The organism is Ruegeria sp. HKCCA5463 (genome assembly GCF_013034175.1).
In the GTDB taxonomy this organism is placed as follows: domain Bacteria; phylum Pseudomonadota; class Alphaproteobacteria; order Rhodobacterales; family Rhodobacteraceae; genus Ruegeria.
The window spans coordinates 228041-254209 of sequence record NZ_WQFL01000005.1; the positions used below are offsets into that span (position 1 = coordinate 228041).

Here is a 26169-nt window from a genome sequence, read left to right on the forward strand (position 1 = left end):
TCAATTCCAAGGCGGGAAAAAGGGCCTTTCGAATGCGTCTGATACGAGTGTTGATTTTTGTTTCCCTGGCATGGAGCGCCTATTGGTTCGTGGCCGGATATGGCCTGCGCTCTGCGATCACTGGCTGGTTCGAACAGCAGGAGGCGCGCGGCTGGCAAGCGGATTTCTCGAATGTCGCGACAGCGGGCTATCCGACCCACCACATGACCCGTCTGAACAATCCGGCGCTGGCGGATCCGGTGAACGGCACGGCATGGAGCGCGGATTGGATCGAATTCAAAAGCCCCGCCATCTGGCCCGGTCGTCAGATATTGCGGTTCGCGGACACACCGCAACGCCTGTCATATTTCGACCAGACATCAACAATTGTGGCCGACGAATTGCTTGCCGAGCTGCAATTGCAGCCCGGCGTCTCGCTCGTGCTGGAGAAAATGGCTTTGACGGCCGGAGCCTGGTCGGTGACGGAAAACTCCACCAAGCTGGCCTCGGGCGACACGCTGAGCCTGATCATGGAACAAACGCCAATTTCAGAAGCCTATTCCATCACGGCCCGCGCGGATGGGTTTACACCGGGGGAAAAACTGCGGGCCCTGATGCATTCCGCAAGTTCGTTACCGCAGAGCTTTGAGACGCTGGAACTGGATATGGTCACCACTTTCGACAAGGTTTGGAGCCGGTCCGCCCTCGAAGACAGCCGTCCGCAGCCCGTGGCCATCGATTTGCGTCTGGCCGAGATCAAATGGGGTGAGCTGCGCCTGTTCGCGACAGGCGATCTGGATGTGGACGCCCAAGGTATCCCGACTGGAGAGATTGCCGTCAAAGCCGAAAACTGGCGGGATATGATCGCAATGGCAAACGCGGCGGGTGCCCTGCCCGATCAGGCCGTAGATCCCGTCACCCGAGGGCTGAACTTTCTGGCAGGGCTGGGCGGAAACCCCAACGCGCTGGATCTGCAACTGAATTTCCGCGATGGTTTCGTGGCGCTCGGGCCGCTGCCTTTGGGCCCTGCCCCGCGCCTGATCCTGCGTTAACGGCAGTAGGGTCCGCTGCGATAGCGGGCCGTATCAAGGTGGAAATGATCCTTGTGATAGCGATCGGAATTCGGCCCCAGCACGGTGCCAAACGGGCCGCACGCCCCGCGCCAGATCTTCTTGAGCTGTTTCTGAGACGGGTTCTTGCGCCACCCGTTCAGGACGGTCACCACCTCACCGTCAGCCATTTTGAAACCTGAGATATCGATCGCACGACCCTTGCCATGTTCGGATATCCGCGCGCCTTTACGGTTGTTGCGGGTTCGGCAGGCATAATGGGCGGCGATTTGCAGCTCGACCACGGGCCCGCGGCGTTTGAAGGTGGGTTTGACGGTCTTATCGACCCACTTGTTCAACGCAATGGCGGTGCCGCAATCCATCGTCGAGGGGCGGCTGAGCATCACACCCGAAACCGAGGTGATCTGCACCGCATCCTTGACACCGCAGGCTGAATTCTTGCTGCCCACACGGCCAACAGGTTTGCCTTGAATGGCAATATCCCCGCAAACAGACCCTTTGCGCAGCTTGCGCCTTTTGAACAACACCTGCTGTTCGACAGACTCGGGCCGCAAATAAGGCATCAAAGACGTGTCCGGCCCCAGAAGTGGCAGCTCCGACGGGCGCGCCGCCGCAGCCGTGACTTGCGGCGAAACCGGACGCGAAACCGGACGCAGGTTGGCAATGTCAGAAGGGGCAGGCGCGCTGACAGCCTGCTGAACAGTCAAAGGGCGCATGAGGGGCACCAAAGACTGGTCAAGGGGCGCGGCCTGAACCGGCGCGGCGCTCAAAGCCACGACCCCGATCAGAATATGCCCCCAGCGCAGTTTCATGAACTTGCCTTTCCCCGCCCAAAGTCCGGCGCATCCGTATCCTGCCCGGCATCGATGATGCCGCGACGAATAGCACGGGTGCGGGTGAAGTAGTCAAACAAATGATCGCCGTCGCCGGTGCGTATGGCGCGTTGCAGGGCAAAAAGCTCTTCGGTGAACCGGCCCAGGATTTCCAGCGTCGCATCCTTGTTGGACAGGAACACATCCCGCCACATGGTCGGGTCGGACGCGGCAATCCGGGTGAAGTCGCGGAAGCCGGCGGCCGAATATTTGATGACTTCGCTGTCGGTTACCCGTCGCAGATCGTCGGCCACGCCAACCATCGTGTAGGCAATCAGGTGCGGCGCATGGGACGTTACGGCGAGGACCAGATCGTGATGATCCGCATCCATCTCATCGACATTCGACCCCATACCCTCCCAAAGCGCGCGCAGGCGGGCAATGGCATCCGGGTCCGAACCCTCGACCGGGACCAACAGGCACCAGCGATTGTCAAAGAGTTCGGCAAACCCGGATTCAGGGCCGGAATGCTCGGTCCCTGCCAAAGGATGCGCGGGGACGAAATGCACACCGTCGGGGATATGCGGTTGCACCGCCCGAATGACGCCCCGCTTGACCGAACCCACATCCGAAACGGTGGCACCGGGTTTCAGCACGGATGCAATTTCTTCTGCAACTGCGCCCATAGCCCCCACAGGCACGCAGAGCACGACAAGATCGGCGCCTTCGGCCGCCTCGCGTGCCGTGTCGCAAACACGGTCACACAATCCGATCCTGCGCGCGGTTTCACGGGACTTTTCAGACCGGGCATAACCCGTCACTTCCCCGGCCAGCCCTGCACGTTTCATCGCCCAGAACATGGACGAAGCAATCAGGCCCAGCCCGATCAGCGCAACGCGGTCGTAAATCTGGCTCATGCTGCGCCCTCTTTGAATGCAGTGATCGCCGCAACCACACGGCGGCAGGCTTCTTCGTCGCCCACGGTGATCCGCAAGGCGTTCGGCAGGTTGTAGCCTGCAACCCGGCGGACAATCAAACCCTGCGTTTTCAGGTAGTCATCGCAAGCCTCGGCCTCGGCCTGATCGGCGAAACGCGCTAGGATGAAGTTGGTGCAGGACGGGTCCGACGGCACGCCTGTCTTGGCCAATTGATCGGCCAGCCACACACGAAGGCGCGCGTTTTCGGCCTGACAGAAGGTCAGGAATTCCACATCGTTTACCGCAGCTTCAGCCGCCGCCAATGCGGTCATTGACAGGTTGAAGGGCTGGCGCACCCGGTTCAGCACGTCGATGATCGGGCGGTGCGCATAGCCCCATCCGACACGCATTCCGCCCAGCCCGTACACCTTTGAGAAGGTGCGCGTCATGATTACATTCTCATGGGCGTCAACCAGCGACGCCCCGCCATCGAACCCATCGACAAACTCCGCATAAGCGCCATCAAGAACCATCAGGCAGGCGTCGGGCAGACCCAACGCCAGACGTTCCAGTTCGTCGTTCGGGATCATGGTCGAAGTTGGATTCCCGGGGTTGGTGACAAACACGATCCGCGTCTGCCCCGTCACCGCAGCGAGAATGGCATCCACATCCACCTTGCGGTCACGTTCGGCCACCATGACCGGCGTCGCGCCGGCCATGCGGGCGATGATCGGGTACATGGAAAACCCGTGCTCGGTATAGATCACCTCGTCCCCCGGCCCCGCGTAGGCCTGGGCGACGAGTTGCAATACCTCGTCGCTGCCGACACCGCAGATGATCCGCGCTGGGTCCAGCCCATGGCGTGCGCCGATGGCCGCGCGCAGGCTCGCGTGGTCGGTGCTGGGATAACGATGCAGAGTGGCCGCGCTATCGCGCACCGCCTCTATGGCCTTGGGACTGGGTCCAAACGGGTTCTCGTTCGAGCTCAGCTTGATCACATGCTCCACTCCCGCCACATGCGACTGGCCGCCCTGATACAGCGCGATGTCCATAATGCCGGGTTGTGGGGTGATCTTGGTCATGAGAGGCTCCGTTGAATGGGCCTCTCATACCTGTCTCAAAGGGTTGAGAAAAGCGGCAATTCCCTCATGCGGCCTTGAAGCGCGCTGTTGCCGGGTCAGCGTTGTAGTAAGGCGTGAATTCTTCGGTCCGGTGCGACAGGTCATTGACGCTGTCGATGATGAACTGAACCGTCTCTTCGCTCATCAGATATGAGAAATTCAGACGCACCCAGCCGGGTTTTTTCATTTCTTCCCCTGCGGACAAGGCAGCGTGCAGCGCCTCTGACGTTGCCTGATCGATCCCCAGCAAGCGGTGGGCGTAGGGTCCGGCACAGGCACAGCCGCCCCGCGCCTGAATGCCGTATATATCGCTGAGCATCCGCGTGAATAGCTGCTGATGCACGGGCTGGCCCGCAGTGTCGCGCACCAGGAAGGAAAAGATCGGCAGACGGTGCGCTTTCTCGACCCCAAGCAGGGTCAGGTTCGGGTTGTTTTTCCAGCCGTCCAGAGCCATTTGATTGTACTGCGCCTCACGCCGGGCGATTTCGTCCGTTCCGACGACATCCTTGACGATGAAGGCCAGCGCCGCACGAATGTCTCCGATCACGTTGGGCGTCCCGGCCTCTTCCCGGGTGGACAGATCGGTGCTGTAGTCATGCCGCCACGGTGAAACGAAACTTACGGTTCCGCCGCCGGGCCAGCTGGGGCAGGTCCGTTTCACGGCTGATTGGTTCACAACCAAAACGCCCGACGCGCCCGGGCCACCGGGAAACTTGTGCGGCGAAACCACGATCGCATCCTTTCGGGCCCCTTCGGGCCCCATGTCCATCGGCAGGTAGGGCCCACCACCGGCATAGTCCCAAACGGCCAAGGCACCATACGCCTTGAGCATCCGCGTGACCGGATCAGGATCGGTGACAATGCCCGTTACATTGGACGCGGCAGAAAACGATCCGACCACCAAATCGGCATCCAGATGGGCCTCCAGCGCGGCTTTCAGCGCATGCAGGTCCACACCACCGCCCTCGGCTTCGGGGATTTCGATGACACGTGCCTTGCTTTCGCGCCACGGCAGAATGTTTGAGTGATGCTCGTACGGGCCGATCAAGACAATCGGCTGGTCAGCCTCTGCCACCCCTAGCAGGCTGACCAACCGATTGAGCCCCGCAGTGGCGCCGGACCCGGTAAAGATCACCGCGTCCTCTTCCCGAGCACCAACAATGCGGGCTATTTCCGCCCGCGCTTCGCGGCGCAGACGTGTCATGTAGGACCCACAGTAGGAGGCCTCGGTGTGACTGTTTGCGTAAAACGGCAATACGTCCTGCGCCACAAAATCCTCGACCTGCCGCAACGCGCGGCCCGAAGCGACGTAATCCGCATAGACAAGCGGCACGTCTCCAAGCAGACCCGGGATCAGAACGTTCTCGCCGATCAGCCCATCGCGCAGATTTGAATTGTGAGCGGTGGAACAGAGTTCCGCACGAAATTTGGACAGGGTCATGACATTGGCTCCTTACTGCCATACCAATGTGATATTTCTGGCCCGAGGAAACTTCACATATCTTTGCGTGGATTTTAAAAAATTTGTGTCATATGATCAGTTATGACATCAAAAATAGATCAAATTGATACACGCATTCTGAAAGAGCTGCAAAAGGACGCCACCCTGTCACAGCGGGAATTGGCGGATCGGGTTGGCCTGTCCCAGAATGCCTGCTGGCGGCGCTTGAAGGCCCTGAACGAAAACGGTGTGCTGATCGGATCCACGGCCCGCATCGCACGAGAGGAACTGGGGTTGAGCCTTGTGGTCTTCGTCATGCTCCGCACCCGACACCACTCTGCCCAGTGGCTTCAGGCGTTTCGGAGCCATGTTCTGACAATCCCGGAAGTCGTGGATTTTCATCGGATCGGAGGGGACTACGACTATCAGCTGAAAGTCGTAACGCAGGACATGTCGTCATATGACAAGGTCTATCAACGATTGATCGAAAAGGTCGAGCTGGACAGCGTGACCTCGTATTTCGCGATGGAAGCGATCGCCGAAGGCAGGCCACTGCCGATCTGACACGCACTTCATTTGCCCAAAAACACCCTAAGGAGTCGCGGGCAATGTCGCGATGACGGCTTCGCCATGGACAAACCATAAAAAAAGACCGCGCCAAAAGCGCGGCCTTTCAGAATTCGATTGCGGCGAAGATCAGTTCTTCGCGTAGAATTCGACGACCAGGTTCGGTTCCATGACGACCGGGTAAGGCACATCGCTGAGGCCCGGCGCGCGCACGAACGTCGCGGTCATTTTCGAGTGGTCGGCGTCGATGTAGTCAGGAACGTCACGCTCGGCCAGCGCAACGGCTTCCAAGACTACTGCCAGTTGTTTGGATTTGTCACGCACCTCGATCACGTCACCCTCTTTGACGCGGTAGGACGGGATGTTGACACGCTTGCCGTTCACTTTGACGTGGCCGTGGTTCACGAACTGGCGTGCGGCAAAAACAGTTGCGACAAACTTGGCGCGGTAGACCACAGCGTCCAGGCGGCGCTCCAGCAGGCCGATCAGGTTCTCACCGGTGTCGCCCTTCACACGCTCGGCTTCGGCGTAGATGCGGCGGAACTGCTTCTCGGTCAGGTCGCCGTAATAGCCTTTCAGCTTCTGCTTGGCACGCAGTTGCAGACCGAAGTCCGACAGTTTGCCCTTGCGGCGCTGGCCGTGCTGGCCGGGGCCATATTCACGACGGTTGACCGGGGATTTCGGACGACCCCAGATGTTTTCGCCCATCCGGCGGTCGATTTTGTACTTGGCAGACGTGCGTTTGGTCACGGCTGATCTCCTTCGTTAGGTCGAAGCCCTGACGGGCCACTATGAAGGGCGTTGTCCTCTTGAGGTCTCCCCCATGACAGGCATCCCCTTGCGGGGGCCACCAACACCAATGAAGCCGCGCTTATATCCGCAATGCTGGCGGAGTCAACACAGCATTCCGCAAAGTTCAGAAAAACGATCAGGGCAGACAGCCAGCGGACCCGGCAGCGCGCCGAAACCGTCTGGCGGCGCCTTGAAATCCTAGTTTGAGGCCGGGAAAGAAACTACCGTCGCGCCGCTTTTCGCGGCGGGGTTTGGGATCATCGCAAGCTCGGTCACTTCGACAATCCAGAACTCTTCATCCCGTGGCGGGCAAGCGCCTTCGAACACGAGAGCCCGCGACGTATCGTTGCCATCGGCAACAAGCTTGGCAGAGAACTTCTGCGCACCATTGGTAAGGGTAAGGGTTCCGGCCACGTGGCCTGGAATGTCACGGACAATTGGAAAGTGGCTGTTCACCTGGCTGGCAGCGCCCCCGACATTTCCTATTTTTCCGATGCTTTGCTCGGCAGCCTCGCTCATGACGATTGCTTGACCACGCCATGACCATGCCGATCCGATCGCCAAACAGGAAAGAGGAGCATCTTCAAGCCCGTCAATTTCCGTCTGACACCAGGAAATAGCTATTTGACCGTTTGTTCCGGCTCTCATCTGCCCACTCGCACTTACAACACCCCAACACTTAATTTTATCCTTATCAGCACAAATTCCGGCGGAAAAGAGACAGAACTGCAGCAATCACAAGATTGTTGTTAATGTGACTCAATATTTGGCGCCATCCGTCAGGGGTGACGGCCCGTCGATGACGGTTGTGGTCAGCGATGGCCGAAACCGATGCCAGATATCAATTCCAGTTCATCGGAGAACGTGTGGAACGCTGTCCCGACAACTGCGGGTACAACGCTCAGAGCAACGGGGGCAGTGTTCCGGATTTCCGTCAGCCGCGCGCCCAAGAACGGTTTACTGAGCAAAGGCTCTCATCAAATCAGGCCGCAAAAACACGCGGGTCCTGAGCGTCAACGGGCTGAAGGGCCTTTTTTGAGGCAAATTTCAAATGGCGCAAGAAATTCATCCACGTCACCCTCGGGGTGCCGGGATCACCGGTGCGCTACTGCCAACGGAAGCCTGACTCCGACAGTTGTCTTTGAACCCGCCCGGGATAGTCGGATACGATTGCGTCCACGCCCAGATCGATCATCCTGCCGATATCTTCGTGTTCGTTGACTGTCCACACGACGACGCACAGGCCCAGTTCTTTTGCGCGCGTGACGTTTTCGGGCGTTACATCCGCAAAGTACGGGCACCAAAGCGAACCGCCGGCCTGCTTTACCAAGTTTGGAATTTCGTCGCGACGGCCACGAAAGTCCGGGCAAACGGATTTTGAGGAATCCTCGCCAACATCGTCGGCATTGTCCGGAAGTTGCGTCAGGTAGGATGAAGGCATATCCGGGGCTTGCCTCTGACACTCCGACAACAGGTTCCAATCAAAACTGTGAAGCACCGCACGCGAAGATAAACCCTTGCCGCGAACATCCCGAAGTACTCTGCGGACAAAGTTCTCTCGGTAAAGCGCATCATGGGCCAGGTCGGGGTCCGACTTCAGCTCGAGCATCAGATGGGCATCACCGTTTTTCGGGTCATCGACCAGATCGAGCAGATCCAACAGGCTTGGAACACGAACATCGTCTATTTGCGCCTGATCCGGGAAACGTTGGCCATAGGCGGAATGGCCGTCCAGACGCCCGATATCAAATTGTCGGATCTGTTCGTAAGTCAGCGAGGATACTTTCGGCTCTTCCCCGGTCAGAAACAGGCCATTGCCATCGCGGAAACTGGCCGAATGCAGGCGATGATTGTGCGTAATGACCGGCACATCATCGGCTGTCAGGACAACGTCAAATTCAAGAAGCGGGACGCCAATGGAAAGTGAAAAGTCGAAGCCGATCAAGCTGTTTTCAGGCAACACGCCCCGTGCCCCACGATGCCCCACGACCCGGATCAGGTTCTCCCCGCCGCGAAAGGCCTCAACCTGTTGAAACGCCATCAGCCTTCCAGCCTTTGGCCTGTCGCGTGGTCGAACAAATGCATGTTCTCCGGTGCCACCGAGAACCGCATAATCGGATGGCGTCCTTCGATCGGGTGGACACCGGGAAGGCTTGCCGTGATCGCGCTTTCAGAGCCCGACAGGTGACCGTGCAGCAACGTGTTGGCCCCAAGCGGTTCAGCCATCTGAATCGCGGCTCCAAGCGGGCCATTGTCATCCGACAACAGATGCTCTGGTCTTATGCCAAGCTTCACGGCGCAGTCCGGACCCCCTGAGGGGCCGACTTCGATTTCTCCGATCTTGACCGCCCCGTTTTCGCGCCGCGCTTCGAATATGTTCATTGCCGGGCTGCCGATGAATTGCGCGGCAAACAGCGTTTGTGGAGTTTCATAGACCTCGAGCGGCGTGCCGATCTGTTCGGCGATGCCGCCGTTCATCACGATCATCCTGTCCGCCATCGTCATTGCTTCGACCTGGTCATGCGTGACGTAAAGTGACGTGATCCCAAGTTTTTCCTGAAGTTCGCGTATTTCCAGACGCATCTGAACACGAAGCTTGGCATCGAGGTTCGAGAGCGGCTCGTCAAACAGGAAAACGGCGGGCTCGCGGACAATGGCCCGGCCCATCGCCACCCTCTGGCGCTGACCGCCGGACAACTGCCTGGGTTTGCGATCCAGCAAAGGTTCAAGCTGCAACAGCTTAGCCGCCTGGGTCACCTTTTGATCGATCTGAGCCTTGGGCAGCCCCGCGATCTTGAGGCCATACCCCATGTTCTGACGCACTGACATATGTGGGTAGAGCGCGTAGTTCTGGAACACCATGGCGATGTCGCGATCCATGGGCTCTTTGTCATTGGCGCGTTCACCGCCGATCCGGATCTCCCCGGACGTGACCGTTTCCAACCCCGCCACCATCCGCAACAATGTGGACTTGCCGCAGCCTGACGGGCCGACGATCACGATGAACTCTCCATCGGCGATATCGACATCAACGCCGTGGATCACATCCGTCGGGCCAAAGCTCTTTTTGACATTCTCTAGAGTAACTGTTGCCATTTCTTACTTCTCGCTATCGACAAGGCCACGGACAAAGAGCTTTTGCATCGACACCACCACGATGACCGGCGGGATCATGGCCAGAATGGACGTCGCCATGATCGTCGGCCAATGCGCAAAGTCGTCACCGGACGGGAACATCTGCTTGATACCCATCACGATGGTATTCATTTCGGGATCGGTCGTGATCAGCAGCGGCCAAAGATATTGGTTCCACCCATAGATGAACAGGATCACGAACAGTGCGGCGATGTTGGTCCGGCTCATGGGGACGACGATATCGATGAAAAACCGCATCGGTCGCGCGCCGTCGACCCGGGCTGCCTCGGCAAGCTCATCGGGGATGGTCAGAAAGAACTGACGGAACAGGAAGGTTGCCGTGGCCGAGGCGATCAGGGGAAAGATCAGCCCGTAATAGCTGTTGAGCATACCGAACCCAGCGACAACTTCGAACGTCGGAACGATGCGGACTTCGACCGGCAGCATCAGCGTCAGGAAGATCAGCCAGAAGAACGTCGTTCGTCCGGGAAAGCGGAAATAGACGATCGCGAAAGCCGACAGCAGTGAGATGATGATTTTGCCGACTGCAATTCCGATTGCCATCACCAGACTGTTGAACAGCATCGTGGCAACGGGCACATTTACCCCCGAGAAAAGCGCCGCCTTGTAGTTCACCCAGAACTGATCGCCGGGCACGACAGGCATCGGTGGCGAGACGATCTCGGCCTGGGTCACGGTCGAAGCCACGAAGGCAAGCCATATCGGGAAAAATATGATCAGGACACCGAGGATCATGAGGGCATGGGACAACCAGATGCCCGCGCCGCGTTTTTCGACCATTCCGTGTTGTTGGGCCGCCATCAGTAATGCACCCTCTTTTCCACGTATTTGAACTGGATGACCGTCAACAGGCCCACGACGATCAGCAAGATGACCGATTGCGCCGAAGACGAGCCGAGGTCCTGCCCCACAAATCCGTCCGAGAATACCTTGTAGACAAGGATTGTCGTCGACTGTTGCGGCCCGCCGCCGGTGATCGTGTGGATCACGCCAAAGGTTTCGAAGAAGGCGTAAACGACGTTCACCACCAGCAAGAAGAACGCCGTCGGCGACAGCAGCGGCAGCACGATCGTGAAGAATCGGCGCCAGAAATGCGCGCCGTCAATCGCCGCCGCCTCGATCACGGATCTTGGAACGGATTGCAGGGCAGCGAAAAAGAACAGGAAGTTATAGCTTATGCGCCCCCAGGCCGAAGCAACGACCACCAGCCCCATGGCTTCGGTGCCGTTCAGAACGTGGTTCCAGTCATATCCGAGCTGACCAAGATACCATGACACGACGCCGACGCGCGTGTTGAACATGAACAGCCACAGAACGCCCGCAACCGCAGGGGCAACAGCGTAGGGCCAGATCAGCAACGTCCGATAGACCCCGGACCCTTTGATCAATCGATCCGCAATGACCGCAAGAAACAAGGCAGGGATCATCGAGCACAACGTGACCAGCGTGGAAAACACCGCCGTCGTCACGAAAGAGGCGCGATAAAACTTGTCACTCAGCAGGAATTCAAAATTGCCGAGCCCCACGAACTGGGACGACAGCCCGAACGGGTCAGGTATGAACAGCGACTGCCATATGGCCTGACCGGCGGGGTAGAAAAAGAAAACAGCGGAAATGATGACCTGAGGGGCGATCAACGCCAATGGCAACAGCCAGCCGCGAAAGGTGACGCGTTTTTCCATCCTGAAAACCCACCGAAGAAAGAAAATGCGGGCCCTGAAAAGGCCCGCATGACGTTACGACTTATTGATTGGCGGATTCGAACCGGCGCAGCAACGCATCACCGCGTTCCTTCGCGCTGTCCATCGCTTCCTGAGCCGTTTTCTCAGCGGACCAGATCGCCTCAAGCTCTTCGTCGATGATGCCCCGGATCTGGTCGAACGATCCCAAGCGCAATCCTTTCGAATTTGCGGTCGGCTCTTTCGCGGTCATCTGGATCACTGCGACGTCGGTACCCGGGTTTTCGTCATAAAAACCAGCGGCACGCGTAACCTCACCCGCTTCTGTCGTGATCGGAAGGTAACCGGTGTTCTGGTGCCAGGCCGCTTGTACGTCAGGTGATGACAGGAAGCTCAGGAACTCTCCGACGCCCTTGTACTCTTCGGGCTCATGACCCTCCATTACCCAAAGAGACGCGCCACCGATGATGGTGTTTTGCGGCTCACTGGTGACGGATTCCCAATAGGGCAGCGGACGCACGTCGAAATCGAACTCGGCCTCTGCCTTGATGCCGGCGTATCCGGCCGAACTTTCGGTGAACAATGCGCACTCGCCTGACCGGAAGTTCGCACCACCTTCGTTTCTGCGGCCGGTATAGATGAACTTGCCGTCCTTGGCCCAGTCACCCATCGCGGTCAGATGTGCTACCTGCACCGGACCGTTCAGCAGCAGCTCGGTATCCAGACCGGCAAATCCGTTGTCCCGTGAGGCAAAGGGAACGTCGTGATAGGCTGAAAGGTTTTCAAGGTGAATCCAGCTTTGCCATGCTGTCACCAGCGGGCAATCCTCGCCACCTGCCTTCAGCTGCTCGAGCACTTCGCCGACTTTTTCCCAAGTGGACAGATCCGTGTCCGGATCAACGCCTGCTGCTTGCATGGCATCGCGGTTAACCCACAGGACCGGCGTCGAGGAGTTGAAGGGAAGCGACAGCATCTCTCCGTCAGTGGTTGTGTAGTAGCCTTTGACGGCGCCAATATACGCGTCGGGATCAAAAGACGCGCCGCTTTCGGCCATCACTTCATAGACCGGTTTGATCGCCCCTTTGGCTGACATCATTGTCGCCGTGCCGACTTCGAACACCATCAGGATATGTGGCTGTTCACCGGCCCGGAATGCTGCAATCCCGGCATTCAGGGTTTCCGAGTAGTTGCCCTTGTGGCTTTCGACCACGACGAACTCATCCTGACTGGCGTTGAATTCTTCAACCTGTCCTTTGACGAGTTCACCTAGGCGACCGGTGAAGGCATGCCAGAACTGGACTTCGGTTTGCGCCATTGCCGCCAAGGGGGACAAGGCCGTGGTGATGGCAAGAGCGCCAAGCAGATTCTTTTTCATGATTCCTCCCATGCATCAGGGTTGATGCTTCGTTGAATACCGACCGCAACGCGTAAACGGCACACATGACGATTTCACGACGTTAACGTCACAAAAATATAATTCAAGGCCTATCTACTTGGTGAAAAAATAACATAGTGTTATGAAATGGCGCAGCAGATCGGGATCAGCAATGAGTCAAATTCTGAGAGTTCGGCAGTTGGAGGCCCTGATGGCCGTGACCACCAATGGGTCTGTCACGGCCGCTGCGTCTGATCTGGGCGTGACCCAACCGGCTGTCAGCAGATTGCTGTCCGATCTTGAAAAGTCGCTCGGGTTTCAGCTTTTTGACCGTCGGGAAGGCCGATTAGTACCAACGCAGGAGGTTCGCTATCTCTTGCCCAGCGTCGAGCGCGTTCTCGAATTGATGAGACAAATTTCGGATGTCAGTCAGGATATCACACAACGCAAAGCAGGGCACATCCGTGTCGCTTGCCTGCCGGGATTTGCCACCAGCCATTTGCCCAAAGTCGTCGCCGGTTTCCTGAAGGATCGGCCCGGTGTCACCCTGACGATCGAACCAGACAGACCTGAACGCATTCTGGAATGGATGATCGGCGAGCAGTATGATTTCGGAATCACTGACAGCTTTCACGGTCATCCGGCGGTAGAAAGCAGGGACATCGACGTTCGCACGGTGTGCGTGTTCCCCACCGGGCACGAGCTGGAAGGCCTGTCTGAAATTACTCCGGCGGATCTCGCACATAGAAAAATCATCCACACCCGACGCGACAGCGATTTTTTCGGGCGGCTTTCGAAAGTTTTTCAACATGCCAATGTCGAATTGAACTCGCATATCGAGGTCAGGCAGTTCACGGCAGCATGTGAATTGGCGCTGGAAGGTGTCGGAGTCTCGGTCGTAAGCGAACTGGATGCCGTCCAATACACGTCGAGGGGATTGAGTTATCGGCCGTTCAAGCCGTCCTTGACGCATACCCTTTCGTTGGTGCGTCCAATTCTGAAGCAACCGTCATTGGTAACGCTGGAATTCATCGAACAGTTTCAGGAAAGCCTGAGCCCTTTCAAGGTCGGGTAGCCCCGCATTCGACCATGTTCTTGTGACACCGCAGGAACTGATCCGACAACAAGACCGGTGTCCCGGTGGAAAGTCGCATGTGATCTGCTCGTGCTCAGCGGGGTCTACAGCGAAACTCCCTGCACTGCCACCGGGACCCGGCTGATGTTGGCACGGCGCCGCAACAATTTACTGCGACGCCGTTCAACTTGGTGGTTCTTCAGATCGCGGCCTTTCGGCTTTCATCCAGGTAAATTTCACGAAGGCGTTTGGCAATCGGACCGGGTGTACCATCACCCAGCGTGACTCCGTCAATTTCCACCACCGGCATCACGAAAGCACTGGCCGAGGTCGTGAACGCCTCATCAGCCTCTTTGGCTTCGTCGATGGTAAACAGCCGCTCTTCAACTTCCATCTGTGCTTCGGCTGCCATGCGCAGCACGGCCTTGCGAGTGATCCCGTGCAGGATGTCGTTGGACAGCGGACGGGTCACGATCTTGCCGTTCTTGACGAAATAGGCGTTGTTGCTGGTGCCCTCGGTCACAAAGCCGTCCTCGACCAGCCATGCATCGTCGCAGCCCGCTTTCTTGGCCATCATCTTGCCCATCGAAGGGTAAAGCAGTTGCACGGTTTTGATGTCGCGGCGGCCCCAACGGATGTCCTCGATCGAGATGATCTTGGCACCTTTCCGTGCCGCCGGGCTGTCAGCCAACCCGGGCTTGTTCTGGGTGAACAGAACGAGGCTTGGCTTGGTATCGGCCGAAGGGAAGACAAAATCCCGGTCACCGTCGCTGCCGCGCGAAACCTGAAGGTAGACCAGGCCCTCTTCTATGCCGTTCAGATCAACCAGCTTGCGGTGGATTTCCAGCAGCTCTTCCTTGGTGCAGGGCTCGGCCATCTCCAGCTCGTCCAGAGACCGCTTCAGGCGCACCGCGTGGCCCTCGAAATCGATCAGCTTGCCATCCAGTACACTGGTCACTTCGTAAACCGCGTCTGCAAACAGGAAGCCACGGTCAAAGATGGATACCTTGGCCTCGGTCTCGGGCAGGTATTCGCCATTTACATAAACGGTTCGGGTCATGTTTGTCTCCTCAGCCCCAGAGCGCCGCTTCGGGCGGGTGAACTCCGGCGTCGTCAAAAATCAGCGGGGTGTCGCGGTCTTCGGCCAACAGAAGCGGTCCGTCAAGGTCCGTCACCATCGCACCCTGCGCCAACAGTGTCGCGGGCGCCATGGCAAGCGAACTGCCGACCATGCAGCCGACCATGATGCCATACCCTTCCGCGATTGCGGCTTTGCGCAGTTCAAGCGCCTCGGTCAGGCCACCGGTCTTGTCGAGTTTGATGTTGATGACATCGTATTTCCCCTTCAGCCCGGGCAGGCTGGCACGATCATGGCAGGACTCGTCGGCGCAAACGGGCACCGGGCGGTCCATTCCGATCAAAGCGTCGTCGTCACCAGCCGGCAATGGCTGCTCGACCAGTGTTACGCCCAAACGCACCAGATGCGGGGCGAGGTCGGCGTAAACCTCGGCCGACCAGCCTTCGTTCGCATCCACGATGATCCTGGCGTTCGGCGCACCGGCGCGGACGGCCTCGAGCCGGGGCATGTCATCTGGCGTGCCCAGCTTGATCTTCAGAAGCGGGCGGTGCGCGTTCTCGGCCGCCTGAGACTGCATTGCCTCCGGAGTATCCAGCGACAGAGTATAGGCCGTGATCTCGGGTCCGGGCACCGGCAGGCCCGCCAAATCCCAGGCGCGCTTACCCGCGCGCTTGCTTTCCAGATCCCACAAAGCACAATCCACGGCGTTCCGAGCGGCACCGGCAGGCAGCAGATCCATCAGCGACCGGCGGCTGAACTCAGCAGGCAGACCGGCGATCTCGGCCTCGACCGACTCGAGCGTTTCGTCATAACGCGCATAAGGAACGCATTCGCCCCAGCCCTGATGCTTTCCGTCCGACACCCGCACCGTCAGCACCTTTGCTTCGGTCCGTGACCCGCGCGAAATGGTAAACACCTGCGCCAACTGAAACACATCGCGAGAGACCTCTATCTGCACGCACCTGCTCCTTCATCTTTTCCCAAATACTCCCGCCAGAGGCGGAACCGGCCCGCCACCGGCGGGCCGGTTGGATCACATCGCGGCCAGCGCGTCCACCAACTTGCCCGAGCCGAACCGGAACGGATCGGTCGCCGGCAGCCCCATATCTGCTTCGATCTTGGCCAGATATGCTGTCGCGTCCTCTTCGGACATGTGCTGCGTGTTGACCGAAACGCCGACGACCTGACAATCGGGGTTCGCCACTTTGGCCAGCGCCAGCGCAGTGTCGCGCAGGGTTTCGAGCGTCGGCAGCTGATAGGTCGGCAAACCGCGCATGTGCGCGCGGGTCGGTTCATGACTCAGGATCAGCGCGTCAGGCTGGCCGCCGTGGATCAGCGCCATGGTCACGCCGGAATAGGACACATGGAACAGCGATCCCTGACCTTCGATCAGATCCCAGTGGTCGTCATCGTTGTCAGGTGTCAGCCATTCGATCGAGCCGGCCATGAAATCCGCAACAACGGCGTCCAGCGGCACGCCATCGCCGGTGATCAGAATGCCCGTTTGGCCGGTCGCGCGGAAGGTCGACTTCATACCACGCTTGCGCATTTCGGCATCCATCGCCATTGCAGTGTACATCTTGCCCACAGAGCAGTCGGTGCCGACGGCCAGACAACGTTTGCCCCTGCGCTTGATCCCGTTGGCGATCGGGTAATCGACCTCGGGTACACGCACGTCGTGCAGCTTTCGCCCCGTTGCTTCGGCCACCGCCACCAGATCGGGCTCGTCGCGCAACAGGTTGTGCAGGCCAGAGGCCAGGTCAAACCCTTCCTCAAGCGCCATGACCAGAACCTTTTTCCATTCCTGGCTGATGACGCCGCCACGGTTGGCCACGCCGATGACCAGCGTTTTGGCACCGGCCTCTTTCGCCTCTGTCAGGGTCATATCGGTCAGGCCCAGATCGGCCTTGCAGCCGTCCATACGGTATTGGCCGACGGCGTTTTCCGGGCGCCAATCCTTGATGCCCACAGCCACTTTGGCCGCCAATTGGTCGGGCGCATCGCCCAAAAACAGCAGGTACGGTGTCTCGATCATTGCGGTCACTCCTTTGATTCCGGCCTAAGCTAGTGAAGCGGCAAAACGAGCGTTTCGCGTTCTGCTCCGTCAAACACAGCTAACGCGCGATGTTCTTGCGCTCTTGCGCGGGATGACGCAAAATTCTTCGAATTTTTCAAATTGATTAATCTTTAATCACCACTCATCTTCTGCTGGAAATTTGCATTCTGCAACCGCATTGCCGCAGATGCACAATCTCCCTTGCGCCAAGTTGCGCAATTTAATACCTCATTGGGCGAGAAAATCGCAACTTCATTACCCACACGAGGTCCAGATGAGCTTTCGCATCCAACCCGCCGCGCCTGCACGACCCAATCGCTGTCAACTGTTTGGTCCGGGGTCGAATACCAAACTGTTCCCGAAAATGGCAGCTTCTGCTGCGGATGTGATCAACCTTGACCTTGAGGATTCGGTTGCGCCTTCGGACAAGGATGTAGCCCGCGCCAACGTCATCGAAGCGCTGAATACTGTTGATTGGGGCAATAAATACATGTCCGTTCGCATCAACGGATTGGATACCCCCTATTGGTATCGTGACGTTGTCGACGTGTTGGAGCAGGCAGGCGACCGTCTGGACCAGATCATGATTCCCAAAGTCGGTTGTGCATCAGATGTCTATGCCGTGGATGCCCTTGTCACCGCCATTGAACGCGCCAAGGGCCGGACCAAACCGATCAGCTTCGAGGTCATTATCGAATCCGCTGCCGGTATCGCGCATGTGGAAGAGATCGCAGCCTCCTCGCCCCGTTTGCAGGCCATGAGCCTTGGGGCTGCAGATTTTGCGGCCTCGATGGGGATGCAGACCACGGGCATCGGCGGCACACAGGAAAACTACTATATGCTGCGTGACGGCGAAAAACATTGGTCCGACCCGTGGCACTGGGCCCAAGCCGCCATCGTTGCAGCGTGCCGCACCCATGGGGTGCTGCCAGTGGATGGGCCATTCGGGGATTTCAGCGATGATGAAGGGTACATCGCTCAGGCGAAACGCTCGGCCACGCTGGGTATGGTCGGCAAATGGGCGATCCATCCCAAGCAGATTGCACTGGCCAATCAGGTCTTTACCCCGTCGGATGAGGCCGTTTCCGAGGCCCGCGAAATCCTGGCCGCAATGGAACAGGCCAAAGCAAACGGTGAGGGCGCAACCGTCTATAAAGGCCGCCTTGTCGACATCGCCTCAATCAAGCAGGCCGAAGTCATCGTGGCGCAGGCCGAACTGATTGTGGCGGGCAGCTAAGCCCCCAAAAAAAGGGCGCTCGATCGAGCGCCCTTTCATGAATTCTTCAACGGCCAAAAACGTCATTGGGCGTCCATGTGAAGCGTTCCCCCTTCTTTCCTGACTTCATCATCAGGCAAGAGGTTCCCAGTTTCTGGAAATAGACGATCTTCAGTGGATACCAACCCGCCTTGGGCACTTCCACTTCGGTGCGTTGATTGGCTTCACAGCCCTGAATGCCATTTACCCGGCCAATCTGCTGACCGCCAACCCAAGCCTCTATACCGTCATTCGACCACGTTTCCAGCTCGTAAACGCCAGGTGAGTCAAAGCGCATATAGCCTGTGACCTCGGCGGCAACGTTGTAGGCCTGGTCGAAGGTCAAGACATCCTCACCCTTGCTGGTGTCCCTGTAATCCAACCCGCGCAACGGTTTTCCGGGCTTCGCCTTAGACAGCATGCTTTTTGCCTGGCTCAGATCCCGGATCTTCTTGTGTTGATTGCCTGTACCTAAGTATTTGACATTCAAACCCGCCTTCGGAGACGGCTGTGGATTGGCAGGTTGCAGTTTCAGCGGGGCAGACAAAGCGGCCCCGGCAATGACCGACATGGCAACTGCGGTCGCCACTGTTCGAACGAGTTTCATCGTAATCTCCCTGTTTGCGTGCCGTTTTAGCTGGGCGTATCCCCTGGCAGCGTCATTACAAAGACACTAGGCCCTGAAAATTTGCGCTGCAAGAGAGTGTGGCTTCACATTTCCAGTGGCTACGCACGCAGATCCTTGGGTGACCCCATGACCACATAGGATGTGATCGACGTGACATGAGGCAACGTTCCCAGCACCTCGGTATGGAAGGTCTTGTAGGACGGCAGATCGGCGCATTCGACGCGCAGCAGGTATTCGATCGTACCGGTGATGTTGTGGCATTCGACCACTTCGGGGGCTTGTTGCAGGGCACGCTCAAACCCCTCCTGCGCCGCTTTCGTGTGTTCACCAAGACCGACCCCGATATAGGCGACAAAGCCGACACCCATCGCGGCCGGGTTCAGAACCGCACGATAACCGGTGATCACGCCGGCCTTTTCCAACTCTTGAACGCGACGCAGGCAGGCGGACGGAGACAGCCCGACCCGTTCGGCCAATTCCAGATTGCTGATGCGCCCATCGCGGGTCAGTTCCTGCAATATCTGGCGATTTATCTGATCATTCTTCATCATAAGTTGCAGAAATAGCGGAAACGCGCACGAAAAAGCAATTTCATTTGCTGCCGGTCAGACGATACTTCGCAGCATGACTTACGACATCCTTCTGGCGCTCATCGCTTTTGCCTTCGTGACATCCATTACGCCCGGGCCGAACAATCTGATGCTGATGGCATCGGGTGCGAATTTCGGCTTTCGGCGTTCGATCCCGCATATGCTGGGCATTGGCCTTGGCTTCACGCTCATGGTGCTGCTGGTCGGTGCAGGGCTGGTTCAGGTCTTTGACCGGTACCCGGTCAGCTATTCAGTGCTGAAGGTCGTGTCGGTGATCTATCTGCTCTATCTGGCATGGAAGATCGCGCATGCCGCGCCAGCCGCAGGCGATTTGGCAGCGGGGACACCCATGACGTTTCTGCAAGCCGCCGCCTTTCAGTGGGTGAACCCCAAAGCCTGGGCCATGGCCCTGACCGCCACAACCGCTTACACGCCCAGTCAGACCCTGCATGCGATTGCGCTTGTGGCGTTGGTTTTCGGGGCGGTCAACCTGCCCTCGGTGAGCACATGGACCTTTCTGGGGCAGCAGATGTCGCGGGTGCTGACGAACCCGCGCAGGCTGGTGGCGTTCAACTGGACAATGGCGGTGCTGCTTGTGGCCTCGCTCTATCCCGTTCTCTGGCCCAGTTGACCCAGACAGGTTTCGGCCAACACATTCTCGGGCGCGGTTTCGGGTGGGTACAGGGTCAGACGCCGCGTTAGATTGTCGTGGGTGCAGGTCAGAACGCGCAGCGCGGGGTCTTTCTTGGCGGCGGCCATCAGTATCCGTTTTTCCATTCGCCCATCTGAAATCGAACATCTTCACCACTCGGATCTTGCCGAGTTGCATCCGGAGCACCGTCAGGCCATATAGCAGGGAACTTTCGCGTTGAGAGGCGTCATGACCCAGTATCTGGATTTCGAAAAACCGCTGGCTGAAATTGAAGGCAAGGCTGAAGAGTTGCGTGCGTTGGCCCGAACCAACGAAGAGATGGACGTAACCGAAGAAGCCGCCGCGTTGGACGCCAAGGCCGCCAAGCTTCTGGATGAGCTTTACGCCGATCTGACCCCATGGCGGAAATGCCAGGTCGCCCGACACCCGGAACGCCCGCATTGCAGCGATTACGTCGATGCCCTGTTCACCGAATTCACCCCTTTGGCCGGAGATCGCAATTTTGCCGATGATCTGGCAGTGATCGGCGGGCTTGCACGTTTCAACGATCAACCCGTCATGGTGATCGGCCATGAAAAAGGCAGCGACACCAAATCGCGGATCGAACGCAATTTCGGCATGGCCCGCCCCGAAGGCTATCGCAAGGCAGTCCGCCTGATGGAGATGGCCGGTCGGTTTGGCCTACCGGTGATCACTCTGATCGATACCGCCGGCGCCTATCCCGGCAAAGGCGCCGAGGAACGCGGTCAATCCGAAGCGATTGCCCGCTCGACCCAAATGTGTCTGAAGATCGGCGTGCCCCTGGTGTCGGTCATCATCGGCGAAGGCGGCTCGGGCGGGGCCGTGGCCTTTGCCACCGCCAACCGCGTGGCAATGCTGGAACACTCGGTCTATTCGGTGATCTCGCCGGAAGGTTGCGCATCGATCCTTTGGAAAGATGCAGAAAAGATGCGTGAAGCGGCCGAGGCGCTGCGTCTGACCGCTCAGGATCTTCACAAGCTTGGCGTTTGCGACCGGATCATCCCTGAACCCAAGGGCGGCGCGCATCGCGATCGTCCGGCCGCTGTCGAGGCTGTACGCGCGGCTCTCACCGATATGCTGGCGGAACTGGACGGCAAAGACGCGGCGACCCTGATACAGGACCGCCGTCAAAAATTCCTCGACATCGGCTCGAAAGGGTTGGCGGCGTAACCGTCAGCCGCCCAACCTGCGCAACAACGCAACCGAGGGTTCTCCGGTGACCGCCAGGCCATTGGCGCTTTGATACGCGCTGATGGCAGACGTCGTGTTTTTGCCGATCACCCCGTCCGCGCCTTTCGTATCATACCCTTGGGATGTCAGCCGCCGTTGCAATTCCTTGCGGTCGTCCAATGTCAGACCGTTTGCATCTGGCCCGAACGAGGCCTGAAACGGCGCGCCACCGGCGATTCTGTCCGCCAGATGACCGACCCCGATCGCGTAACTGTCCGAATTGTTATAGCGCTTGATGACCTGAAAATTGCGGAAGACGGCAATGCGCGGCCCGGGTTTCTGTGGTTGCAGCACGGCGACCGGTGTACCGGAAACGGTTCCGACCTCGCCCCCCCAAGGCTGCCCCCGCACCCAGCCTGCGCGCGACAGGTAAGCAGCGGTCGAAGCCAGCGAATCCGTCGGATCGTCCGACCAGATATCGCGCCGCCCGTCGCCGGTGAAATCCACGGCATAGGCCAGGTAAGAGGTTGGAATGAACTGCGTGTGCCCCATCGCACCGGCCCAGCTGCCGGTCATCTTGTCAGGCGTGGTGTCGCCATTCTGAATGATCTTGAGCGCCGCGATCAACTGGCTTTCAAAGAACTGACCACGCCGCCCGTCATAGGCCAGCGTCGACAGGGCTGACACAACGGGCACATCGCCGCGACGCGCGCCATAGCGGCTTTCCAGCCCCCACACTGCAACGACGATTTCCTTGTCTACCCCGTACTGCGCCTCGATCTGCGACAGCGTCCCGTTGTATTGCCGCAGCATCTTCTGGCCGGTGCTGATCCGCTCGTCCGAGGCGGCAATGGCAAGGTAGTCTTCGAGCGAACGCTTGAACTCTACCTGATTGCGGTCACGCTCGATCACATCGGGCAGGTACCCTGCCCCCTGAAAAGCGCGATCAATCGTGGATTGTGAAATACCTTGCGATGCCGCCCTGCCCTTGAATCCGGCAACCCAGGCATCCCAACCCGCGTTGGGAACAGCCCGCATACGCGATGCAGGCGCGCTGGATGGCGCACCGCCACCCGTGCAGGCGGCCAACAATGTTGATCCAAGGCAAATGGAAAAAGTCCGTCGAGTGATCATGGCTGTGGTCTGCTCTTGTTTGTGATTTGCATCAAGAGTAACCCAGTCGGGTTGAACAGGCCAGAACGGTGAAACCTTGCGCAGTGGGCGCCGGAATGTCGGCGGGATGCCGCTCAGCTCACCAGCAAGCGCAATCCCTGCGTCACGTCCGAACGGACCGCCAGGCGCAAACCCGGTTCGTCCCCGGCCTTGAGGGCAGCAATGATCAGCTTGTGATAATGCGGTGGCTCAGTGCGCCTGAGACGCCCGTAAAGCGCCCTCATCGTCGGCCCGAGTTGCAGCCAGACCGTTTCGGCAATGGCCAGCATCGCGGGCGCCTGAGCCCGCAGGTAAAGGGTGCGGTGAAATTCCAGATTTGAACGGATGTACCCAACCGCGTCCCGCTTGGTCACCATCTCGGCAACGGTCATGTTGATGGTCTGCAACCGGTCGATAAGCGCAATATGCGCCCGGGGCAAAGCCCGGCTGGCCAGCTCGACTTCCAGCAACGCGCGCAACGCCGCCAATTCCTCAATCCGGTCGTTGGTCAATTCAGGTGTCGAGACCCGGCCGGAATTGGAAAGGAACAATGCCCCCTCGGCGGCCAGACGGCGCACGGCCTCTCGCGCCGGGGTCATCGAGACGCCGAATTCCTTGCCGATGCCACGCAAGGTCAGCGCCTGTCCCGGCGCCATCTCACCATGCATGATTCGAGACCTCAGGGCCCGATAAACCCGGTCATGAGTGGCAGTTTGGGTGTCAGACGGGCGTGTGCTCAACATCCGCTTATGTGATCACAAAACAGCGCAAGGTCAACTCGGCTTTGCGTCAAACCTGTAACGATGCAACTCTGCCCCATTGTCTCGCAACCAGCGGCGGGGTTGCTGACAGGGGCCGAAAATGCGTTCCACCTGTTCCCAGAACGCGGGCGAGTGGTTCATCTCGACAAGATGCGCCACTTCATGCGCGGCCACATAGTGCAGCACCTCGGACGGCGCGAGAATGAGCCGCCACGAGAACATCAATCCACCCTGCGAACTGCATGATCCCCAGCGTGACCGCGTGTCGCGCAGGCTGAGCGTGCTGTACGACCGCCCCAGCATTGCCGCGTAATCATCACACGCGCCAATCAATCGGTCCCGCGCCAATTCCTTCAGAAACCGGGCCAATCTGCGCGCCTCGGCCCCTTCGGGCACTGCGACCTCGTCCGCCATCAACTGAACACGCCGACCCTTGGCGGGCACGATTCGCCGAACAACGCCTTCAATCGGTATCTTCTGTCCGAACTGCACCACGGCCGTTTCCGGCCTGTCCTGCAAATGCTGGCGAATCCACTCTTCCTTGGTACGTGCGAAACTCAGCGCCTCGGATTCAGGCACACCGACCGGATAGGTCAGCGTAACCCGGCCGTCCAGCTGAGAAATTCGCAAACTTATGCGCCGCGCCCGGGCGGATTTGCGCAGCCTCAGCGGCACCGGCGGTGTCCCTGGCAATGCGTGCTCTCCCATATCGCGACCTCTCTTGCGCAAAGACTTTGACAGTGCCCTCTGCCTGTGGCAGGTGAGCTGAATCATTTAGACGACTCACCTGATATCAAGGGGATTTGACATGCCCAAGGAAGAATGGGGCGTAAAGCGCGTTTGCCCGACCACCGGTAAGCGATTCTACGACCTGAACAAGGACCCGATCATCAGCCCCTACACTGGCGAGATCGTGGAGCTTGAAACATCCAAAAGCCGCATGATCGCGGCGGATGCAGAAGATGCCGCCTCGGTCAAAGCGCGTGAAAACGCGTCGGATGGGGAGCTGGTACTGGATGACGACGACTCTGTCGACGTCGAACTGGATGATGATCTGCTGGATGACGATGATGACACCAGTGATGACGTTTCGCTGGATGATATCACCGACATGTCTTCGGAAGACGAAAACTGATCATGTCAAAGGCGACCACAGGGTCGCCTTTTTCGTTCCACGGACAGCTTAGTGCGGAAATTCGCGTTCGATTCCATTTTTGGACTTGCACTCGTCGTCACTGTCTCCTAAACGTCCGTCCACCGCATCAGCGGTACCTAGATGGGGCCTTAGCTCAGTTGGGAGAGCGCTTGCATGGCATGCAAGAGGTCAGGGGTTCGACTCCCCTAGGCTCCACCAAAACCCAACAGAACAACTAGATAGCAAGCATTAGAGCGGTGTGACACACAGGTGTGACACAAAATGAAGCTGCATGCGTATCTTTCACTGTCCCGACATGGCATCTACTACCTTCGTTGGCCACTGCCCGAGACAACTCCAAAACCCCGCACTAGACCAAGCACCACGCGTGGGACCCTTCGTATGACTTTGCGTACCCGACGCCCTAAAGGGGCTGGTACTCTGGCAGGGCGTCTTGCAGCGTGCGGCGACGCAATAAAAAAGCACAAATAACAGTCGGGCATGAACTATGCACAATGATGCCCGGGGTCTCAAGAGTGCTTTGGCAAGGACAAGGGCGCGCGGGATAAACTCGGCCCTTTCAGTGAGTCTCATAGGGAGCGCATGATTGATACCATCCGCTACTGCGAATTGGGCCATGAAGACTATGGTGAGAATGCAGCGCACAAAACCGCATCGCAGTCACGGTTTGCTTTTTTTGCATCGCAGACCACAATTGAGCGACCCTGTTTCGGGGCGATGAATTGTGTGGCGTTGTATCGTGCGCTTGCGTGCAGTAACGTCCGGCACCATGGTCATCCGGCGATATTCACTTGTTCTATTGGTTGGCGTTCTGGTCATCCTGACCGGCATTGGCGGTGTTGCGCACGCGCTGTCGAAGGGCTGCGCGGGCTTTCACTGTGAGCACCATACGCAACCTTCCGAACACTCAGCACCGGCAACGAGCGGAGACGTCTCGGCTTCAGGTCATCATCATGACCCGGAGAGTTCCGAAACCGGAAAGTGCAATCCCTTTATCTGCCAAGCCGTTGCATTGCCGTTCCAAGTCAGTGAAGTTGCCAAGGGTCGGCGTGATACTGACCCGGAGCTCCATGTTGGAACCCAAGTCAAGCTGAGTGAACCAGACGTCCTTTACAGGCCTCCTGACCTTTGAAGCAGCAAAAATCCCTGCGGATGTTAGCGACCAGCACGTGCGGCTGTTCGCGATGTGCCGCAGCGTTGCCAGCTTCCAAAATGTCAGGACCAATCCATGAAAAAAAGTCACTTGCTAATCGGCGCATGCGCTGTCGCTGCCGTCGCCGCCTTCGTAACTCTTCGCCCCGGCGCAATTGAAGAGACCACATCGCATGAAACACGCAAAGGCGACGCCATGGTCGCAATTCAGATGCCGGCCATCGAAGGCAATGCCGCAATCGGCCAGCGTGTTTTTGAGGTCTCGTGCGCGTCATGCCACGGCGCCAATGCGGTCGGCGTAGAGGGTGCGGGGCCGCCTCTGATCCACAAAATTTACGAACCCAGTCACCACGCTGATGAAGCCTTTCACAGGGCGGTTTCACAAGGTGTAAGAAGCCACCATTGGCAGTTTGGCGACATGCCCCCCGTGGAGGGCCTGACACGAGGTGACGTTGCCATGGTGATCGCCTACATTCGCGAAATCCAGCGCGCCAACGGAATAAACTGAGGGTAA

At 58.5% G+C, this 26169-nt stretch carries 28 protein-coding genes and 1 tRNA gene; 9 read left to right on the plus strand and 20 right to left on the minus strand.

Annotation, left to right across the window (positions count from 1 at the left end; genetic code table 11):
* Positions 1-32 precede the first annotated feature (32 nt).
* Positions 33-1031 carry a DUF2125 domain-containing protein gene (locus tag GOW09_RS12745; protein ID WP_171118830.1) on the plus strand — a complete coding sequence of 333 codons (999 nt, stop codon included), beginning with the start codon at positions 33-35 and terminating at the stop codon, positions 1029-1031.
* Here GOW09_RS12745 and GOW09_RS12750 read toward each other — a convergent pair.
* The 4 genes from GOW09_RS12750 to GOW09_RS12765 form a co-directional block, all read right to left on the minus strand.
* Entirely contained in the window at positions 1028-1861 is an 834-nt protein-coding gene (locus GOW09_RS12750; protein ID WP_171118833.1) for an extensin family protein, read from the minus strand. The two genes, GOW09_RS12745 and GOW09_RS12750, sit on opposite strands and share 4 nt — an antisense overlap.
* The gene (locus GOW09_RS12755) at positions 1858-2778 is read right to left on the minus strand and encodes a prephenate/arogenate dehydrogenase family protein (RefSeq protein WP_171118835.1); all 921 of its coding nucleotides are present in this window, start codon (positions 2776-2778) and stop codon (positions 1858-1860) included. Before GOW09_RS12755 ends, GOW09_RS12750 begins: the two co-directional genes overlap by 4 nt.
* Positions 2775-3860, minus strand: coding sequence for a histidinol-phosphate transaminase (hisC, locus tag GOW09_RS12760; RefSeq protein WP_171118837.1), 1086 nt, complete (start codon positions 3858-3860; stop codon positions 2775-2777). The genes GOW09_RS12755 and hisC overlap by 4 nt, the downstream gene beginning before the upstream one ends.
* Before the next feature lie 64 nt (positions 3861-3924).
* On the minus strand, positions 3925-5340 hold the full coding sequence (locus GOW09_RS12765; RefSeq protein ID WP_171118839.1) for an aminotransferase class V-fold PLP-dependent enzyme: 1416 nt from the start codon (positions 5338-5340) through the stop codon (positions 3925-3927).
* A gap of 102 nt (positions 5341-5442) precedes the next feature.
* Here GOW09_RS12765 and GOW09_RS12770 point away from each other — a divergent pair, with 102 nt between their 5' ends.
* On the plus strand, positions 5443-5904 hold the full coding sequence (locus GOW09_RS12770) for an Lrp/AsnC family transcriptional regulator (RefSeq protein ID WP_152459027.1): 462 nt from the start codon (positions 5443-5445) through the stop codon (positions 5902-5904).
* A gap of 132 nt (positions 5905-6036) precedes the next feature.
* Here the strand turns inward: GOW09_RS12770 and rpsD are convergent, their stop codons facing one another.
* The 7 genes from rpsD to ugpB form a co-directional block, all read right to left on the minus strand.
* On the minus strand, positions 6037-6657 hold the full coding sequence (rpsD, locus tag GOW09_RS12775; protein ID WP_152459028.1) for a 30S ribosomal protein S4: 621 nt from the start codon (positions 6655-6657) through the stop codon (positions 6037-6039).
* Between the two features lie 240 nt (positions 6658-6897).
* The gene (locus GOW09_RS22340; protein ID WP_217360274.1) at positions 6898-7434 is read right to left on the minus strand and encodes a hypothetical protein; all 537 of its coding nucleotides are present in this window, start codon (positions 7432-7434) and stop codon (positions 6898-6900) included.
* A 370-nt stretch (positions 7435-7804) separates the two neighbouring features.
* Positions 7805-8740, minus strand: coding sequence for a glycerophosphodiester phosphodiesterase family protein (locus GOW09_RS12785; RefSeq protein WP_253284202.1), 936 nt, complete (start codon positions 8738-8740; stop codon positions 7805-7807).
* Complete coding sequence (ugpC, locus tag GOW09_RS12790) at positions 8740-9795, minus strand: sn-glycerol-3-phosphate ABC transporter ATP-binding protein UgpC (RefSeq protein ID WP_171118844.1); 1056 nt, start codon at positions 9793-9795, stop codon at positions 8740-8742. Before ugpC ends, GOW09_RS12785 begins: the two co-directional genes overlap by 1 nt.
* Positions 9796-9798: 3 nt before the next feature.
* Complete coding sequence (gene ugpE, locus GOW09_RS12795; protein WP_152459916.1) at positions 9799-10635, minus strand: sn-glycerol-3-phosphate ABC transporter permease UgpE; 837 nt, start codon at positions 10633-10635, stop codon at positions 9799-9801.
* 20 nt (positions 10636-10655) lie between these two features.
* Positions 10656-11537 carry a sn-glycerol-3-phosphate ABC transporter permease UgpA gene (ugpA, locus tag GOW09_RS12800; RefSeq protein WP_152459032.1) on the minus strand — a complete coding sequence of 294 codons (882 nt, stop codon included), beginning with the start codon at positions 11535-11537 and terminating at the stop codon, positions 10656-10658.
* Between the two features lie 61 nt (positions 11538-11598).
* Positions 11599-12909, minus strand: a complete 1311-nt coding sequence (ugpB, locus tag GOW09_RS12805) for a sn-glycerol-3-phosphate ABC transporter substrate-binding protein UgpB (protein WP_171118846.1) — start codon at positions 12907-12909, stop codon at positions 11599-11601.
* 172 nt (positions 12910-13081) lie between these two features.
* Here ugpB and GOW09_RS12810 point away from each other — a divergent pair, with 172 nt between their 5' ends.
* On the plus strand, positions 13082-13984 hold the full coding sequence (locus GOW09_RS12810; protein ID WP_171118848.1) for a LysR substrate-binding domain-containing protein: 903 nt from the start codon (positions 13082-13084) through the stop codon (positions 13982-13984).
* A gap of 199 nt (positions 13985-14183) precedes the next feature.
* On the opposite strand, the gene GOW09_RS12815 is transcribed toward GOW09_RS12810, so the two are convergent.
* The 3 genes from GOW09_RS12815 to dgcN form a co-directional block, all read right to left on the minus strand.
* Positions 14184-15044: a D-amino-acid transaminase gene (locus GOW09_RS12815; RefSeq protein ID WP_152459035.1), complete on the minus strand. Its 861-nt coding sequence runs from the start codon at positions 15042-15044 to the stop codon at positions 14184-14186.
* A 10-nt stretch (positions 15045-15054) separates the two neighbouring features.
* Positions 15055-16020: an N-acetyl-D-Glu racemase DgcA gene (dgcA, locus tag GOW09_RS12820; protein ID WP_171118850.1), complete on the minus strand. Its 966-nt coding sequence runs from the start codon at positions 16018-16020 to the stop codon at positions 15055-15057.
* A 75-nt stretch (positions 16021-16095) separates the two neighbouring features.
* Positions 16096-17097: an N-acetyltransferase DgcN gene (gene dgcN, locus GOW09_RS12825; RefSeq protein WP_171118852.1), complete on the minus strand. Its 1002-nt coding sequence runs from the start codon at positions 17095-17097 to the stop codon at positions 16096-16098.
* Positions 17098-17392: 295 nt separating this feature from the next.
* Here dgcN and GOW09_RS12830 point away from each other — a divergent pair, with 295 nt between their 5' ends.
* Positions 17393-18355: an L-malyl-CoA/beta-methylmalyl-CoA lyase gene (locus GOW09_RS12830; protein WP_171118854.1), complete on the plus strand. Its 963-nt coding sequence runs from the start codon at positions 17393-17395 to the stop codon at positions 18353-18355.
* Positions 18356-18401: 46 nt separating this feature from the next.
* On the opposite strand, the gene GOW09_RS12835 is transcribed toward GOW09_RS12830, so the two are convergent.
* On the minus strand, positions 18402-18980 hold the full coding sequence (locus tag GOW09_RS12835; protein WP_152459039.1) for a PA14 domain-containing protein: 579 nt from the start codon (positions 18978-18980) through the stop codon (positions 18402-18404).
* A 119-nt stretch (positions 18981-19099) separates the two neighbouring features.
* Entirely contained in the window at positions 19100-19552 is a 453-nt protein-coding gene (locus tag GOW09_RS12840; RefSeq protein WP_171118856.1) for an Lrp/AsnC family transcriptional regulator, read from the minus strand.
* Between the two features lie 73 nt (positions 19553-19625).
* Here GOW09_RS12840 and GOW09_RS12845 point away from each other — a divergent pair, with 73 nt between their 5' ends.
* Positions 19626-20222 (plus strand): LysE family translocator, encoded by a 597-nt coding sequence (locus GOW09_RS12845; RefSeq protein WP_171118858.1) that lies wholly within the window; start codon positions 19626-19628, stop codon positions 20220-20222.
* Here GOW09_RS12845 and GOW09_RS12850 read toward each other — a convergent pair.
* Complete coding sequence (locus GOW09_RS12850; protein WP_217360275.1) at positions 20198-20350, minus strand: hypothetical protein; 153 nt, start codon at positions 20348-20350, stop codon at positions 20198-20200. The two genes, GOW09_RS12845 and GOW09_RS12850, sit on opposite strands and share 25 nt — an antisense overlap.
* A 121-nt stretch (positions 20351-20471) precedes the next feature.
* Between GOW09_RS12850 and GOW09_RS12855 the strand changes: the two genes are divergently transcribed.
* The gene (locus GOW09_RS12855) at positions 20472-21434 is read left to right on the plus strand and encodes an acetyl-CoA carboxylase carboxyltransferase subunit alpha (protein WP_152459042.1); all 963 of its coding nucleotides are present in this window, start codon (positions 20472-20474) and stop codon (positions 21432-21434) included.
* 3 nt (positions 21435-21437) lie between these two features.
* On the opposite strand, the gene GOW09_RS12860 is transcribed toward GOW09_RS12855, so the two are convergent.
* The 3 genes from GOW09_RS12860 to GOW09_RS12870 all read right to left on the minus strand — a co-directional run bounded on the left by GOW09_RS12860 (position 21438) and on the right by GOW09_RS12870 (position 24055).
* Positions 21438-22568 carry a lytic murein transglycosylase gene (locus GOW09_RS12860; protein WP_171118862.1) on the minus strand — a complete coding sequence of 377 codons (1131 nt, stop codon included), beginning with the start codon at positions 22566-22568 and terminating at the stop codon, positions 21438-21440.
* Positions 22569-22681: 113 nt separating this feature from the next.
* Positions 22682-23329, minus strand: coding sequence for a GntR family transcriptional regulator (locus tag GOW09_RS12865; RefSeq protein WP_170346010.1), 648 nt, complete (start codon positions 23327-23329; stop codon positions 22682-22684).
* A 30-nt stretch (positions 23330-23359) separates the two neighbouring features.
* Positions 23360-24055, minus strand: a complete 696-nt coding sequence (locus tag GOW09_RS12870; protein ID WP_253282570.1) for a M48 family metallopeptidase — start codon at positions 24053-24055, stop codon at positions 23360-23362.
* 100 nt (positions 24056-24155) lie between these two features.
* Between GOW09_RS12870 and GOW09_RS12875 the strand changes: the two genes are divergently transcribed.
* From GOW09_RS12875 to GOW09_RS12885, 3 genes are all read left to right on the plus strand, one after another.
* Positions 24156-24482, plus strand: a complete 327-nt coding sequence (locus GOW09_RS12875) for a TIGR02300 family protein (protein ID WP_171118864.1) — start codon at positions 24156-24158, stop codon at positions 24480-24482.
* Positions 24483-24625: 143 nt separating this feature from the next.
* Positions 24626-24701: transfer RNA gene (locus GOW09_RS12880), tRNA-Ala, on the plus strand.
* Between the two features lie 1030 nt (positions 24702-25731).
* On the plus strand, positions 25732-26163 hold the full coding sequence (locus GOW09_RS12885) for a cytochrome c (protein WP_171118866.1): 432 nt from the start codon (positions 25732-25734) through the stop codon (positions 26161-26163).
* Positions 26164-26169 lie beyond the last annotated feature (6 nt).